13 protein-coding genes are annotated in these 13,641 nt (G+C 71.5%); 7 read left to right on the top strand and 6 right to left on the bottom strand.

Annotated features, from left to right (window positions below; all coding sequences use genetic code 11):
- Positions 1–3 precede the first annotated feature (3 nt).
- Both ACWCP2_RS26920 and ACWCP2_RS26915 read right to left on the bottom strand, forming a co-directional pair.
- Complete coding sequence (locus tag ACWCP2_RS26920) at positions 4–1,386, bottom strand: sensor histidine kinase (RefSeq protein WP_450911159.1); 1,383 nt, start codon at positions 1,384–1,386, stop codon at positions 4–6.
- Positions 1,379–2,074, bottom strand: a complete 696-nt coding sequence (locus tag ACWCP2_RS26915; RefSeq protein WP_450911158.1) for a response regulator transcription factor — start codon at positions 2,072–2,074, stop codon at positions 1,379–1,381. Before ACWCP2_RS26915 ends, ACWCP2_RS26920 begins: the two co-directional genes overlap by 8 nt.
- A gap of 612 nt (positions 2,075–2,686) precedes the next feature.
- Here ACWCP2_RS26915 and groES point away from each other — a divergent pair.
- Both groES and groL read left to right on the top strand, forming a co-directional pair.
- Positions 2,687–2,995, top strand: coding sequence for a co-chaperone GroES (gene groES, locus ACWCP2_RS26910; protein ID WP_008739621.1), 309 nt, complete (start codon positions 2,687–2,689; stop codon positions 2,993–2,995).
- 136 nt (positions 2,996–3,131) lie between these two features.
- Entirely contained in the window at positions 3,132–4,754 is a 1,623-nt protein-coding gene (groL, locus tag ACWCP2_RS26905) for a chaperonin GroEL (protein WP_450911157.1), read from the top strand.
- 88 nt (positions 4,755–4,842) lie between these two features.
- Here groL and ACWCP2_RS26900 read toward each other — a convergent pair whose 3' ends face one another.
- The 3 genes from ACWCP2_RS26900 to ACWCP2_RS26890 all read right to left on the bottom strand — a co-directional run bounded on the left by ACWCP2_RS26900 (position 4,843) and on the right by ACWCP2_RS26890 (position 7,104).
- The gene (locus tag ACWCP2_RS26900) at positions 4,843–5,541 is read right to left on the bottom strand and encodes an ester cyclase (protein ID WP_450911156.1); all 699 of its coding nucleotides are present in this window, start codon (positions 5,539–5,541) and stop codon (positions 4,843–4,845) included.
- Between the two features lie 102 nt (positions 5,542–5,643).
- Complete coding sequence (locus ACWCP2_RS26895; protein WP_450911155.1) at positions 5,644–6,417, bottom strand: SDR family NAD(P)-dependent oxidoreductase; 774 nt, start codon at positions 6,415–6,417, stop codon at positions 5,644–5,646.
- Between the two features lie 9 nt (positions 6,418–6,426).
- The gene (locus tag ACWCP2_RS26890; protein ID WP_450911154.1) at positions 6,427–7,104 is read right to left on the bottom strand and encodes an MOSC domain-containing protein; all 678 of its coding nucleotides are present in this window, start codon (positions 7,102–7,104) and stop codon (positions 6,427–6,429) included.
- A gap of 79 nt (positions 7,105–7,183) precedes the next feature.
- On the opposite strand from ACWCP2_RS26890, the gene ACWCP2_RS26885 reads away from it, so the two are divergent.
- The gene (locus ACWCP2_RS26885; RefSeq protein ID WP_450911153.1) at positions 7,184–8,092 is read left to right on the top strand and encodes a LysR family transcriptional regulator; all 909 of its coding nucleotides are present in this window, start codon (positions 7,184–7,186) and stop codon (positions 8,090–8,092) included.
- Between the two features lie 145 nt (positions 8,093–8,237).
- On the opposite strand, the gene ACWCP2_RS26880 is transcribed toward ACWCP2_RS26885, so the two are convergent.
- The gene (locus tag ACWCP2_RS26880) at positions 8,238–8,573 is read right to left on the bottom strand and encodes a WhiB family transcriptional regulator (RefSeq protein ID WP_250744119.1); all 336 of its coding nucleotides are present in this window, start codon (positions 8,571–8,573) and stop codon (positions 8,238–8,240) included.
- Between the two features lie 380 nt (positions 8,574–8,953).
- Between ACWCP2_RS26880 and ACWCP2_RS26875 the strand changes: the two genes are divergently transcribed.
- The 4 genes from ACWCP2_RS26875 to ACWCP2_RS26860 all read left to right on the top strand — a co-directional run bounded on the left by ACWCP2_RS26875 (position 8,954) and on the right by ACWCP2_RS26860 (position 13,519).
- Entirely contained in the window at positions 8,954–9,565 is a 612-nt protein-coding gene (locus tag ACWCP2_RS26875; protein WP_003948568.1) for a response regulator transcription factor, read from the top strand.
- Positions 9,566–9,945: 380 nt separating this feature from the next.
- Positions 9,946–10,575, top strand: a complete 630-nt coding sequence (locus ACWCP2_RS26870; RefSeq protein WP_266880655.1) for a sigma-70 family RNA polymerase sigma factor — start codon at positions 9,946–9,948, stop codon at positions 10,573–10,575.
- Positions 10,576–10,732: 157 nt separating this feature from the next.
- Positions 10,733–12,238, top strand: a complete 1,506-nt coding sequence (gene guaB / locus ACWCP2_RS26865) for an IMP dehydrogenase (RefSeq protein WP_450911152.1) — start codon at positions 10,733–10,735, stop codon at positions 12,236–12,238.
- Between the two features lie 156 nt (positions 12,239–12,394).
- Entirely contained in the window at positions 12,395–13,519 is a 1,125-nt protein-coding gene (locus tag ACWCP2_RS26860; RefSeq protein WP_450911151.1) for a GuaB3 family IMP dehydrogenase-related protein, read from the top strand.
- Positions 13,520–13,641 lie beyond the last annotated feature (122 nt).

The following is a 13,641-nucleotide window of genomic DNA, read 5'->3' as shown; positions in this document are numbered from 1 at the left end:
CCTTCAGGAACGCGGGCGCCCCGGCACGCGCAGCACCAGCCGGGCGCCCCCGGCGGGCGCCGGGAGCGCGCGCACCCCGCCGCCGTGCGCCCGGGCGATCTCCCGCGCGATGGCCAGCCCCAGACCGGTGCCGCCGCTGGCCCGGCCCCGGTCCGCGTCCAGCCGTACGAACCGCTCGAAGACCCGGTCCCGGTCCGCCTCCGGGATGCCCGGCCCGTCGTCCGTGACCTCCAGCAGCGCCCAGCCGTCCTCGGCGAAGGCCCGCACCACGACCCCGGTACGGGCGTACCGCAGGGCGTTGTCCACCAGGTTCGCCAGCGCCCGCTCCAGCCGCGCCGGATCCCCCGAGGCCGGTACGGGAGCCCGCGCGTCCAGCCGGAGCGGAACCCGGGGCCCGGGGCGCCGCGCCGCGTCCTCGGCGGCCAGCAGCGCGAGGTCCACCGGCTCGGTGCGCGGCGCGGGCCCGCCGTCGAGGCGGGCCAGCAGGAGCAGATCGGCCGCGATGCCCTGCAGCCGCTCGGTGTCGGCCAGCGCGGCCGCCACCGACTCCCGGTCGGGGTCCCGCAGCGCCACCTCCAGCCGGGACCGGACGGCCGCGAGGGGGTTGCGCAGCTCGTGCGAGGCGTCGGCGGTGAACTGCCGCTGCCGGGCGTCGCTGCGCTCCAGCCGGTCCAGGGTGTCGTTGACGGTCCGGGCCAGCTGCGCGATCTCGTCGGCGCCGCCCGGGTCCGGGACCCGCCGGTCCAGCTCGCTCCCGGTGACCGCCGCCAGCCCGGTGCGGATCGCGGTGACCGGGCGCAGCGCGTGGCCCGTCACCCACCAGGCGAGGGCCGCCGAGAAGGCGATCAGCGGGGGCGCGCCGGCGAGCAGGCCGAGCGCGACGGCCCGGTTGGCGTCGTCGACGTCGCCGAGCACGGTCGCGGCGTAGACGGTGTGCGGGTCGTGCGCCCCCGGCGGGCCGGGGGCGTCCACGGCGACCACCACGCGCCGCTGCGCGCCGGGGCGTGCGGGCGGCAGCACGGCCGAGCGCATGTCCCGGCCGGCCGCGGGGCTCAGCTCCGTGAGCTCCGGGGTGTCCTTCAGGTCCCCGGTCGTGGCCACGACGGTCCCGGCCGCGTTCCGTACGAGGACCAGGTCGACCCCGCCCTCGGGCGCGGGCAGCCGCGCCCCGGCCGGGAGGCTCCCGGTGTCGTACTGGGCGGCCACCTTGCGGGCGGCGAGCTCGGTGCGGCCGGTGGTGTTCTCGATGAGGTTGGCGCGCAGCAGGGTGTACAGCCACAGCCCGCCGGCGGCCAGCACGGCGGCCATCGCGAGGGCGGCGGCCGCGGCGGCGCGGGCCCGGAGACTGCCGAGGCGGCGGATCCGACGGGGTGCGGGCTCAGCCACCGTCGGGGGCCATCCGGTACCCGGTGCCGTGCACGGTGAGGATCGAGCGGCGCCCGAAGGGGGCGTCGATCTTCCGGCGGAGCGAGGAGACGTAGACCTCGACGATGTTCGGGTCGATGCCGTGCGGGGTGTCCCAGACCTCGTCGAGGATGTCCTGCTTGGCGACGGCCCGGCCCGGCTGCTCCATCAGGCAGCCCAGGACGCCGAGCTCACGGGAGGTCAGCTCGATCTCGTGCGTGCCCCGGCGGCAGCGGCGGCCCTGGGCGTCGAGCACGAGATCGCCGGCCTGCAGCACGCCGCCCGTCCGGGCGGTGGCGGCGGTGGCGGTGGCGCGGCGGGTGAGCGCGCGGAGGCGGGCGGCGAGGACGACGAAGGAGAACGGCTTCGTCAGGTAGTCGTCCGCACCCGAGTCCAGCCCCTCGGCCTCGTCGTACTCGCCGTCCTTGGCGGTCAGCATCAGCACGGGGGTGGTGACGCCGTGGGAGCGCATCCGGGTGCAGATCTCGTAGCCCGAGAGGCCGGGGAGCATCAGGTCGAGGAGGACCACGTCGTACGGGCCTCCGGTGAGGGCCAGGTCCAGGCCGCGGTGGCCGTCGTGGGCGAGGTCGACCCAGTGGCCGTCGGCGGAGAGGCCGCGCCGCAGTGAATCGGCGAGGCTGACTTCGTCTTCGACGACCAGAATCCGCATGCCCCAAGCCTCACATACCGGGCGGATCTCCTTTTTGACGCGCCGCTCGCGCGGTGCGGCCCCTGGGGCCTCACCGGCTTCGCGTCGCTGCGCCGGACTCCGTCCGGCGGTGACCGGTCGGGGTGTTCGCCACCGCAGTCCCGGCGCGGGGCCCGCCGACCGCGTGCGGCTGGGCGGCCCTGCGGGGCGGAGTTCCCCTACCCGCCCTTCCACCGTTCCCCGGGCGCTGCCCGGACCCGCGCCTCATACGCCGGCGGGGCTGGGGGGGGTGCCGGGCTGCGCCCGGACCCCCCCTGGGGCTCCGCCCCAGACCCCACGCCTCACGCGCCGGACGGCTGAAAAGGCCAGGCCCCGGCCGGGGCCGGAAGCCCCGCCGGCGCTTGAGGCGCAGGGATTCGGGGGCCCCCGCAGGCGGCTCCGGCTGCGAAACCAGCGGCGCGTTCTGGCACTCCGCTTGACCGAGTGCTAATCCCCGGAATAGTCTCGCGTCTGGCACTCGCCCCTGGTGAGTGCCAACACAGCGACAGGCAGATCCGGCACCCGCGACGACGGATCGACCTGGTCGCCACCTCAGACAGTTAACCCCGGATCTCCGAAGGGGGAGGTCGGATCGTGACGACCACCAGCTCCAAGGTTGCCATCAAGCCGCTCGAGGACCGCATTGTGGTCCAGCCGCTCGACGCCGAGCAGACCACGGCCTCTGGCCTGGTCATCCCGGACACCGCGAAGGAGAAGCCCCAGGAGGGCGTCGTCCTCGCGGTGGGCCCGGGTCGCTTCGAGGACGGCCAGCGTCTCCCGCTGGACGTCACCGTCGGCGACGTCGTCCTGTACTCCAAGTACGGCGGCACCGAAGTGAAGTACAACGGCGAGGAGTACCTCGTCCTCTCGGCCCGCGACGTGCTCGCGATCGTCGAGAAGTAATCACTTCTCCAGTTTTGCTTTGAGCTGCGCCCCTGGTCACCCCTGCTGATGCCGGGCGGCGAGGGGCGTAGTTCGTTCTAGACAGGCGGTCGCGGTGAGCGGCCGGGGATAGCAACGAGAGGGCTGAACCGCTCCCATGCCGAAGATTCTCAAGTTTGACGAGGACGCCCGTCGCGCCCTTGAGCGTGGCGTCAACAAGCTTGCCGACACCGTCAAGGTGACGATCGGCCCCAAGGGCCGCAACGTCGTCATCGACAAGAAGTTCGGCGCTCCCACCATCACGAACGACGGTGTCACCATCGCGCGTGAGGTCGAGCTCGACGACCCGTACGAGAACCTTGGCGCGCAGCTCGTCAAGGAGGTCGCGACCAAGACCAACGACGTCGCGGGTGACGGCACCACCACCGCCACCGTCCTGGCGCAGGCGCTGGTCCGCGAGGGTCTGCGCAACGTCGCCGCGGGTGCTTCCCCGGCCGCCCTGAAGAAGGGCATCGACGCCGCGGTCAAGGCCGTGTCCGAGGAGCTCCTCGCGACCGCCCGCCCGATCGAGGACAAGTCCGACATCGCCGCCGTGGCCGCGCTCTCCGCGCAGGACCAGCAGGTCGGCGACCTCATCGCCGAGGCGATGGACAAGGTCGGCAAGGACGGTGTCATCACCGTCGAGGAGTCCAACGCCTTCGGCCTGGAGCTGGAGTTCACCGAGGGCATGGCCTTCGACAAGGGCTACCTGTCCCCGTACATGGTCTCCGACCAGGAGCGTATGGAGGCCATCCTCGATGACCCGTACATCCTGATCAACCAGGGCAAGATCTCCTCCATCCAGGACCTCCTGCCGCTGCTGGAGAAGGTCATCCAGGCCGGCGCCTCCAAGCCGCTGCTGATCATCGCCGAGGACGTCGAGGGCGAGGCGCTCTCCACCCTCGTCGTCAACAAGATCCGTGGCACCTTCAACGCCGTCGCCGTGAAGGCGCCCGGCTTCGGTGACCGCCGCAAGGCGATGCTCCAGGACATGGCCACCCTCACCGGTGCCACCGTCATCGCCGAAGAGGTCGGCCTCAAGCTCGACCAGGCCGGTCTGGACGTACTGGGCTCCGCCCGCCGCGTCACGATCTCCAAGGACAGCACCACCATCGTCGACGGTGGCGGCTCCTCCGACGAGGTCCTCGGCCGCGTCAACCAGATCAAGGCCGAGATCGAGTCCACCGACTCGGACTGGGACCGCGAGAAGCTGCAGGAGCGCCTGGCGAAGCTCGCCGGCGGCGTCTGCGTCATCAAGGTCGGCGCCGCCACCGAGGTGGAGCTCAAGGAGAAGAAGCACCGTCTCGAGGACGCCATCTCGGCGACCCGCGCCGCGGTCGAGGAGGGCATCGTCTCCGGCGGTGGCTCCGCCCTCGTCCACGCCGTGAAGGTGCTGGAAGGCAACCTCGGCCTGTCGGGCGACGAGGCCACCGGTGTCTCGGTCGTGCGCCGCGCCGCCGTCGAGCCGCTGCGCTGGATCGCGGAGAACGCCGGCCTCGAGGGCTACGTGATCACCGCGAAGGTCGCCGAGCTCGAGAAGGGCCAGGGCTTCAACGCCGCCACCGGCGAGTACGGCGACCTGGTCAAGGCCGGCGTCATCGACCCGGTCAAGGTCACCCGCTCCGCCCTGGAGAACGCCGCTTCCATCGCGTCGCTGCTGCTCACGACCGAGACCCTGGTCGTCGAGAAGCCGGCCGAGGAAGAGGCCGACGCCGGTCACGGCCACGGCCACAGCCACTGACCTCGTCAGTCAGCACGGCAAAGCCCCGGTCACCGCTGCCAAGCGGTGGTGACCGGGGCTTTCCCGTCCGTCGTCGGGCCGCCGTGCGCTATCCGGGCATCATGCCCATCTGACGCATCAGGCCCGGGGCGTCGTAGTACCACCAGTCCTCGGCGATCTGGCCGTTCTCGATCCGGCAGGTCGTGCAGCCCGACATCGTGCATTCCTTGCCGGTCGGCGCGACCCCCATGAACTCGCCCTTGTGCGTGCCCTTCCAGTCCCACAGGGTGGTGACGCAGTCGCCTTCGGCGATCTGCCGCGTCATTTCCATGGTCATGTCGAAGGCGTCGCGCCACATGCCGACGGTCTTGCGGATGCCTTCGCGGCCGCCGCCCTCGCCGGCGCTCTCCATGATGTCGTGGGTGACGTAGTCGGCGGCGATGCACTCCTCGACGGCGTCGAAGTTGCCCTTGCCCACGACCTCCTCCATGAAGCGGTTCACGACGAGCTTGTTGAGGTACTCGTCGCGGACCACGTCGAGGTTCATGAACTTCGGCATGCCGTCGCAGAGCGCCACCATCTCCTGGAACATCCGGTCGGTCTCCGGGAGCTGAGAGTTCCTCATGGCCTCTTCGTACGAGGGGAATTCGACGAGGTCCACGTAGTGGGTCCCGGAGTCGCGGTCCCGGCCGATGAGCGTGTGGGTGACCGTGCGCCTGCCGGCGGTCTGCTCGGCATAGCGGTCGATGAGACTGTTCATCTCGTCGAAGCGCTTGGTCTCGTAATCAATCACTTGTACGAATGTCATCGCGTCGCCTCCCGCGCTGGATGGGACACATCCAGTCTAGGGAGATTTCACCCATATGCCGCGTTTACTCGCAGGTCACCAAGGGGCCCGGCCCCCGACCGGTCACTGGGGCCCGTACTTGCGCCCGGTACGCGAGGACACCCCGCCCAGCAGCCCCCGCGGGGTCAGCTTCACCACGCCCATCAGCGCCTTGTACCGCGGGTCCGGAATCGACACCGTCCTGCCCCGCGCCAGGTCGGCCAGCGCCGCGGCCACCAGCTTGTCGGCGTCGAGCCACATCCAGCCGGGAATGTTGTCCGTGCCCATGCCGGCCCGCTCGTGGAACTCGGTGCGCACGAAGCCCGGGCACAGCGCCATCAGCCGTACGCCCGAGCCGGTCAGGTCCTTGGCCGCGCCCTGGGTGAACTGCACGACCCAGGCCTTGCTCGCCCCGTACGTGCCGCGCGGCAGGAAGGCGGCCACCGAGGCCACGTTGATCACGCCGCCGCGCCCGCGCGAGCGCATCGGCCCCACGGCCGCCGAGGTCAGCCGCAGCACGGCCTCGATGTGCACCTTCAGCATGGTCAGCTCGTCGGCCATGGAGACTTCGAGGTAGCGGCCCTTGTTGCCGAAGCCCGCGTTGTTCACCAGCAGGTCCACCGGGTGCTTGCGGTCGGCGAGGCGCTCCTCCACCGCCGTGATGCCCTCCTCGGTGGACAGGTCGGCGGCCAGCACCTCGGCCTCGATGCCGTGCCGGTCGTGCAGCTCGGTGGCCTGCTCGCCCAGGCGCTTGGTGTCCCGCGCCACCAGGACGAGGTTGTGCCCCTGGGCGGCGAGCCGCCGGGCGAAGGCGGCGCCGATGCCCGCCGTGGATCCCGTAATCAACGCAGTCGTCATAGGCGCAACCTAGTCGCCCGGCTTCCCGTACTTCTCCACGTGGGCCAGCGCCTTGTCCCGGGCCTCCGGCTCCAGAGCGTCGCCCGCCGCCAGCGTGCGCGGCAGCAGTGCGCGCTCGGTGGTGAAGGCGCGGAACCAGAACCCCACCGTCACCTCGTGGTCCGGGCGGTGCACGACCTCGATGGTGTCCCCGGGGGAGACCGATCCTTCCCGCACGACCCGCAGGTAGGCGCCCGGCCGGGCCTCCTGGGTGAACCGCTTGACCCAGGCCCGCTCGCCGAGGATCCCCTGGAAGGTCCGGCACGGGATGCGGGCCGAGGCCACCTCCAGGAGCAGGTCGGGGCCGACCCGCCAGCGCTCGCCGAGCAGCGCGCCGTTCACGTCGAGGCCGGAGGTGGTGAAGTTCTCGCCGAAGGTCCCGCCGGGCAGTTCGCGGCCGAGCTCCCGCTCCCACCACTCCAGGTCCTCGCGGGCATACGCGTACACGGCCTGGTGGTCACCGCCGTGATGGCGCAGATGGCAGACGTCGTCCCCTTCGACGCCGCTCCCGCCGATGCCCTTGGGGCCCGGCGCGAAGACCCGTACGGGGCCCGGCGCGGGGATCTTGCCGTGACCGGTCCGCCCGTCGGGCGCGTCGGTGTAGTCGACGGCCGTCGCGCGGCCGAGGTTCACGGAGATCAGATGCATGGGGCCACGCTAGCCGAATGGCCTCAAAGCGGCCGGAGATTATTCGCGCCGACATCAAAGCACCCCTTATGCTCGAAGGGTGATCGAGGCACGTCATCTCCGAGTTCTGCGCGCTGTCGCCGGAACCGGGTCCTTCTCCGCCGCCGCCCGCGAGCTCGGCTGCACCCAGCCGGCCGTCTCCCAGCAGATGAAGGCGCTGGAGCAGTCCGCCGGCACCCCCCTGCTGATCCGCACCGGGCGCGAAATGCGCCTCACCCAGGCCGGTGAGGCGCTGGTCCGGCATGCCGCCGGGATCCTCGCCGGGCTGACGGCCGCGGAGGAGGAGGTCGCGGCCATCGCCGGGCTGCGCGCCGGGCGGGTGCGGCTGGTCTCCTTCCCCAGCGGCAGTTCCACGCTGGTGCCGACCGCGCTCGCGGCGATGCGCGCCGAGCATCCGGGGACCCGGATCTCGCTGGTGGAGGCGGAGCCGCCGCGCTCGGTGGAGATGCTGCGCGAGGGGGACTGCGATCTCGCGCTGGCCTTCCGCTACGGCGGCGACGGCGACGGACGGGGCTCGGCGGCCGAGTGGGAGGACCTGGTGGTCCGGCCGCTGCTGACCGACCGGCTCGTCGGGCTGGTTCCCGAAGGGCACCGGCTGGCGGGCGCGGAGCGGGTGGGCATGGCGGAACTGGCCGACGAGCCCTGGATCGCGGGCTGTCCGCGCTGCCGCCGCCATCTGGTGGAGGTGTGCGAGGCCGCCGGATTCACCCCGCGCATCGACTTCGCCACCGACGACTACCCGGCCGTGGTCGGCCTGGTCGGGGCCGGGCTCGGGGTCGCGGTGCTGCCCGAGCTCGCGGTGGAGTCCGTACGGGCCAAGGGCGTGAGCACCCTCGTGGTGGAGCCGGCCGTCGAGCGGGAGGTCGTCGCGCTGACCCTGCCCGACCTGGCCCGGGTCCCGGCCGTGGCCGCGACCCTGACCCAGCTCGAGCGGGCCGCCCGGCGGTGACGCCCGGCGCCGGACGGGGCGCCACGCGAAGGACCGTACGGCGGTACGGCCGGTCGGGTGGCGGCCCGGTCCGGTACGGGGCACGCGCGAGCGTGCCGGTGCAGGTCGGAGAAACGTTCCTTCGGTCGTTTCGTGTGGAGCCCGCTCAGTGCGGAGCGATCGGCGTGCTCGGTCCGATCGCGGTCGTCGCCGGGATCAGGCGATGGCGGGCGCGGCCCATCAGTTCTTCGCGTTCGTCCTCGGTGAGGCCGCCCCACACCCCGTAGGGCTCGCGGACGGCGAGTGCGTGCGCGGCGCATTCAGAACGCACCGGGCATCGCATGCAGACCTCTTTAGCCGAGGTCTCGCGCGCGCTCCTGGCCGCGCCCCGCTCGCCTTCCGGGTGGAAGAAGAGGGAGCTGTCGACCCCGCGGCAGGCGGCGAGCAGCTGCCAGTCCCAGAGGTCGGCGTTCGGTCCGGGGAGGCGGGAGAAATCTGCCATTGGTAGTCCTCTTGGTGCCGGTACTGAGGCGGATACGGTCCATGTCTCCACACCTACTGTCGTAGTAGATGTAAATATGACTCATGGGCGAATCTAGCCTCAGACATGTGCCAAACGGAAGGAAAGCCGCCAAATAGGGCATACCGTCATCTGGAGGACACGCGGCGAGTGGCTCCTGCCTTGTGTTCGCTTCCTCACGTAGAGTGCCGAAGGTGTCCGTCCGACCCGTAACTCTTTCGAGTGACCATCGTTGAGAGTGCGAAGGCGGTTGAACCAAGAAGTTCTCGGACATGTGTCCGGGGGCATCGACCGCACAGGTGACGATACGTACCAGCCTGGAGGCTCAAGGTGACGCGCATCAGCAGCTGCGGAGGGCGGTCATGACATCCGTCCTCGTCTGCGACGACTCCCCGCTTGCCCGAGAGGCGCTCCGTCGCGCGGTTGCCACCGTGCCCGGCGTCGAGCGTGTGACGACGGCTGCCAACGGCGAGGAAGTCCTCCGCCGCTGGGGTGCCGACCGTTCCGACCTGATTCTGATGGATGTACGGATGCCCGGGCTCGGCGGTGTGGAGACGGTGCGCCGGCTGCTCTCGGCCGACCCCGGCGCCCGCATCATCATGCTGACGGTCGCCGAGGACCTGGACGGCGTGGCCCTCGCGGTCGCCGCCGGAGCCCGGGGCTATCTGCACAAGGACGCCTCGCGCGCCGAACTGCGGGCCACGGTCACCCAGGCCCTCGCCGACCCGACCTGGAGGCTGGCCCCGCGCCGGCTCCGCTCGGCCGAGATGGGCGCCGCGCCCACGCTCACCGCACGCGAGATCCAGGTACTGGAGGGCATGAGCCATGGCCGGTCCAACGCGGAGATCGGGCGCGAGCTCTTCCTCTCCGAGGACACGGTCAAGACGCACGCCCGCCGGCTGTTCAAGAAGCTGGGCGCGTCCGACCGGGCGCACGCCGTGGCGCTCGGGTTCCGCTGGGGCCTGGTCCGCTGACCGCGGGTCCGCCGGCCCTCACCGGCCGGCGGAGCCTCGGGCGGGCCGTCCCGGCGCGCCCGGTCCCCGGCCCCCGGACCAGCGGCCCCGGCCGCCCTCCGGAATCTCCCGCCGTCCGATCCGTCGCACCCTGATGCGCACCGGGGATTGACGGTGCACAATCCGGGGGACGTGTCGCTTCGGGCGCGATGCCGCATGCTTGAGGGTGTGGCGCATCCTGGAGATGTCGCCGCGGGGACGATTCGGCCGAGCGGGAGGGGAGGGGCCAGACCATGAGTTCCGGTGCACCCACCCCGCACAACCCGTCGACGCATAACGCTTCGACGCACAACACGGGCCGCAGTGCCGCGAATGCTCCTGCGCCAAGGCACCATGGATTGATGCGCGACGACGAGGCCCCGGGGTCACCCGCGACCACAGGGGGCGGCGGCGCCTCCCGGAACAGCGGCGACGGTACCGTCAGCGCGCTCGTACGCCGTGCGGTCGAGGGCGACGAGCAGGCCACCCACGATCTGCTCGCCTTCGTCCACCCCCTCGCCATCCGCTACTGCCGCTCCCGCCTGTCCCGGCTTCCCGGTGACGCTCGTCACTTCGTGGAGGACCTGGCGCAGGAGGTCTGCGTCGCCGTCCTGATGGCCCTGCCGCGCTACCGCGACACCGGACGCCCCTTCGAGGCCTTCGTCTTCGCCATCGCCGCGCACAAGGTCGCCGATCTCCAGCGGGCCGCGATGCGCCATCCGGGCAGTACGGCCGTCCCCTCGGACGAGATGCCGGAGCGGCCCGACGACTCCCTGGGCCCGGAGGAGCGCGCGCTGCTGAGCAGTGACGCCGCCTGGGCCAAGAAGCTGCTCGCGAACCTTCCGGAGAACCAGCGCGAGCTCCTCGTCCTGCGCGTGGCCGTCGGGCTGACCGCCGAAGAGACCGGGCAGATGCTCGGCATGTCCCCCGGGGCGGTGCGCGTCGCCCAGCACCGGGCGCTGAGCCGGCTCCGCGCGCTCGCCGAGCAGTAGGCCGCGCAGGTGGCCGCGCGGATCTCGCGTGGGCCGTACGGGGTTCTTCCCGTAGGAAGATACGAATCTTGGCATCGATCTTCGTCGTGGAATGAGAGGCGCCGCGATCCCGTTAGCATGGACATCCGCGCTGAGCAAGACCATCTTGGAAGGTGTCATGACTGTGAACGCCGACGGAGTGCCCGACAAATTCGCCACGCTCGGCCTCACATATGACGATGTGCTCCTCCTCCCCGGGTCCTCGGACATGTCCCCGGACGCCATCGACACGTCCTCGCTCATCTCCCGCAACGTCCGCGTGAACGTCCCGCTGCTCTCCGCCGCGATGGACAAGGTCACCGAGGCGCGCATGGCCATCGCGATGGCCCGCCAGGGCGGCGTCGGCGTCCTGCACCGCAACCTCTCCATCGCCGACCAGGCCAACCAGGTCGACCTGGTCAAGCGCTCCGAGTCCGGCATGGTCACCGACCCGATCACCGTGCACCCCGACGCGACCCTGCGCGAGGCCGACGAGCTGTGCGCGAAGTTCCGCATCTCCGGCGTCCCGGTCACCGACCCGGCGGGTAAGCTGCTCGGCATCGTCACCAACCGCGACATGGCCTTCGAATCGGACCGCAGCCGCCAGGTGCGCGAGGTCATGACCCCGATGCCGCTGGTCACGGGCAAGGTGGGCATCTCCGGTGTGGACGCCATGGAGCTACTGCGCCGCCACAAGATCGAGAAGCTGCCGCTCGTCGACGAGGCCGGCCTCCTCAAGGGCCTCATCACGGTCAAGGACTTCGTCAAGGCCGAGAAGTACCCGAACGCCGCCAAGGACAAGGACGGCCGGCTGCTCGTCGGCGCCGCCGTCGGTGTCGCGGGCGACGCGTACGAGCGGGCCCAGGCCCTGATCGAGGCGGGCGCCGACTTCATCGTCGTCGACACCGCCCACGGTCACTCCCGCCTCGTCGGCGACATGGTCTCCAAGATCAAGTCGAACTCGGCGGTCGACGTCATCGGCGGCAACATCGCCACCCGCGACGGCGCCCAGGCCCTCATCGACGCCGGCTGCGACGGCATCAAGGTCGGCGTCGGCCCCGGCTCCATCTGCACCACCCGCGTCGTCGCCGGCATCGGCGTCCCGCAGGTCACCGCGATCTACGAGGCGGCCCTCGCGGCCAAGGCCGCGGGCGTCCCGGTCATCGGCGACGGCGGCCTGCAGTACTCGGGCGACATCGCCAAGGCGCTCGTCGCCGGCGCCGACACGGTGATGCTCGGCTCGCTGCTCGCCGGCTGCGAGGAGTCCCCGGGCGAGCTGCTCTTCATCAACGGCAAGCAGTTCAAGTCGTACCGCGGCATGGGCTCGCTCGGCGCGATGCAGTCCCGCGGCGACCGCAAGTCCTTCTCCAAGGACCGCTACTTCCAGGAGGGCGTGGGCGGCGACGACAAGCTCATCCCCGAGGGCATCGAGGGCCAGGTCCCCTACCGCGGCCCGCTCTCCGCGGTCGTGCACCAGCTCGTCGGCGGTCTGCGCCAGTCGATGTTCTACGTCGGCGGCCGTACGGTGCCGGAGCTCCAGGACCGGGGCCGGTTCGTCCGGATCACCTCGGCGGGGCTCAAGGAGAGCCACCCGCACGACATCCAGATGACGGTCGAGGCTCCGAACTACAGCCGCAAGGGCTGACCGGAGCGGCATACCAGCAGTACAGGAGGGGCGGGCCCGTACGGGTCCGCCCTTCCGGCGTGCCCGGTGCGTGCGTCCGTACAGCGGTCACCGGAACGCGGCGCGCCGGGGTTCGGGGATACTGGACGGGCAGACCCACAGGAAAGGCCACCACACGTGACTGAGATCGAGATCGGGCGCGGCAAGCGCGGCCGCCGGGCGTACGCGTTCGATGACATCGCCATCGTCCCCAGCCGCCGTACCCGGGACCCGAAGGAGGTCTCGATCGCCTGGCAGATCGACGCCTACCGCTTCGAGCTCCCGTTCCTGGCCGCCCCCATGGACTCGGTCGTGTCCCCGCAGACCGCCATCCGCATCGGCGAGCTCGGCGGCCTCGGCGTGCTGAACCTCGAAGGCCTGTGGACCCGGTACGAGGACCCGCAGCCGCTGCTCGACGAGATCGCGGAGCTGGACGAGGCGTCCGCCACCCGCCGTCTCCAGGAGATCTACTCCGCTCCGATCCAGGCGGACCTGATCCGTCAGCGCATCAAGGAGGTGCGCGACTCCGGCGTCGTCACCGCCGCCGCGCTCTCCCCGCAGCGCACGGCCGAGTTCTCCAAGGCCGTCGTCGACGCGGGCGTGGACATCTTCGTGATCCGCGGCACCACCGTGTCGGCGGAGCACGTCTCCGGCGCCGCCGAGCCGCTGAACCTCAAGCAGTTCATCTACGAGCTCGACGTCCCGGTCATCGTGGGCGGCTGCGCCACCTACACCGCGGCCCTGCACCTGATGCGCACCGGCGCGGCCGGTGTCCTGGTCGGCTTCGGCGGCGGCGCCGCGCACACCACGCGCAACGTGCTCGGCATCCAGGTCCCGATGGCCACCGCCGTCGCCGACGTGGCCGCGGCACGCCGCGACTACATGGACGAGTCCGGCGGCCGCTACGTGCACGTCATCGCCGACGGCGGCGTGGGCTGGTCCGGCGACATCCCCAAGGCCGTCGCCTGCGGCGCCGACGCCGTGATGATGGGCTCCCCGCTGGCCCGTGCCACGGACGCCCCCGGCAAGGGCAACCACTGGGGCATGGAGGCCGTCCACGAGGACGTGCCGCGCGGCAAGAAGGTGAACCTCGGCACGGTCGGTACCACCGAGGAGATCCTCACCGGCCCGTCGCACTCCCCGGACGGCTCGATGAACATCTTCGGCGCGCTGCGCCGCTCGATGGCCACCACCGGCTACAGCGAGCTCAAGGAGTTCCAGCGGGTCGAGGTCACCATCGCGGACTCGCAGCACAGCCGCTGACGGTTCTCGCCCACGCATGCCGGAGGGCCGGCGCCCCGGGAAGGGGCGCCGGCCCTCCGGCATGTCCGGTGCGTGCCCGGTGCATGTCCGGTGCGTGCCCGGGTGCGGGTGAGGGTGCGGGG

The organism is Streptomyces sp. NPDC002104 (genome assembly GCF_053593795.1).
Note: the sequence above shows the minus strand (reverse complement) of the source record. Positions and strands in the feature narration are given on the sequence as shown.

Coding starts and splice junctions, on each gene's coding strand:
- ACWCP2_RS26870 (WP_266880655.1), top strand. CDS start 9,946: ATGCGCGACGACGAGGCCCCGGGGTCACCCGCGACCACAGGGGGCGGC.
- ACWCP2_RS26895 (WP_450911155.1), bottom strand. CDS start 6,417: ATGACGACTGCGTTGATTACGGGATCCACGGCGGGCATCGGCGCCGCC.
- ACWCP2_RS26915 (WP_450911158.1), bottom strand. CDS start 2,074: ATGCGGATTCTGGTCGTCGAAGACGAAGTCAGCCTCGCCGATTCACTG.
- ACWCP2_RS26900 (WP_450911156.1), bottom strand. CDS start 5,541: ATGACATTCGTACAAGTGATTGATTACGAGACCAAGCGCTTCGACGAG.
- ACWCP2_RS26880 (WP_250744119.1), bottom strand. CDS start 8,573: ATGGCAGATTTCTCCCGCCTCCCCGGACCGAACGCCGACCTCTGGGAC.
- ACWCP2_RS26890 (WP_450911154.1), bottom strand. CDS start 7,104: ATGCATCTGATCTCCGTGAACCTCGGCCGCGCGACGGCCGTCGACTAC.
- guaB (WP_450911152.1), top strand. CDS start 10,733: ATGACTGTGAACGCCGACGGAGTGCCCGACAAATTCGCCACGCTCGGC.
- ACWCP2_RS26875 (WP_003948568.1), top strand. CDS start 8,954: ATGACATCCGTCCTCGTCTGCGACGACTCCCCGCTTGCCCGAGAGGCG.
- groL (WP_450911157.1), top strand. CDS start 3,132: ATGCCGAAGATTCTCAAGTTTGACGAGGACGCCCGTCGCGCCCTTGAG.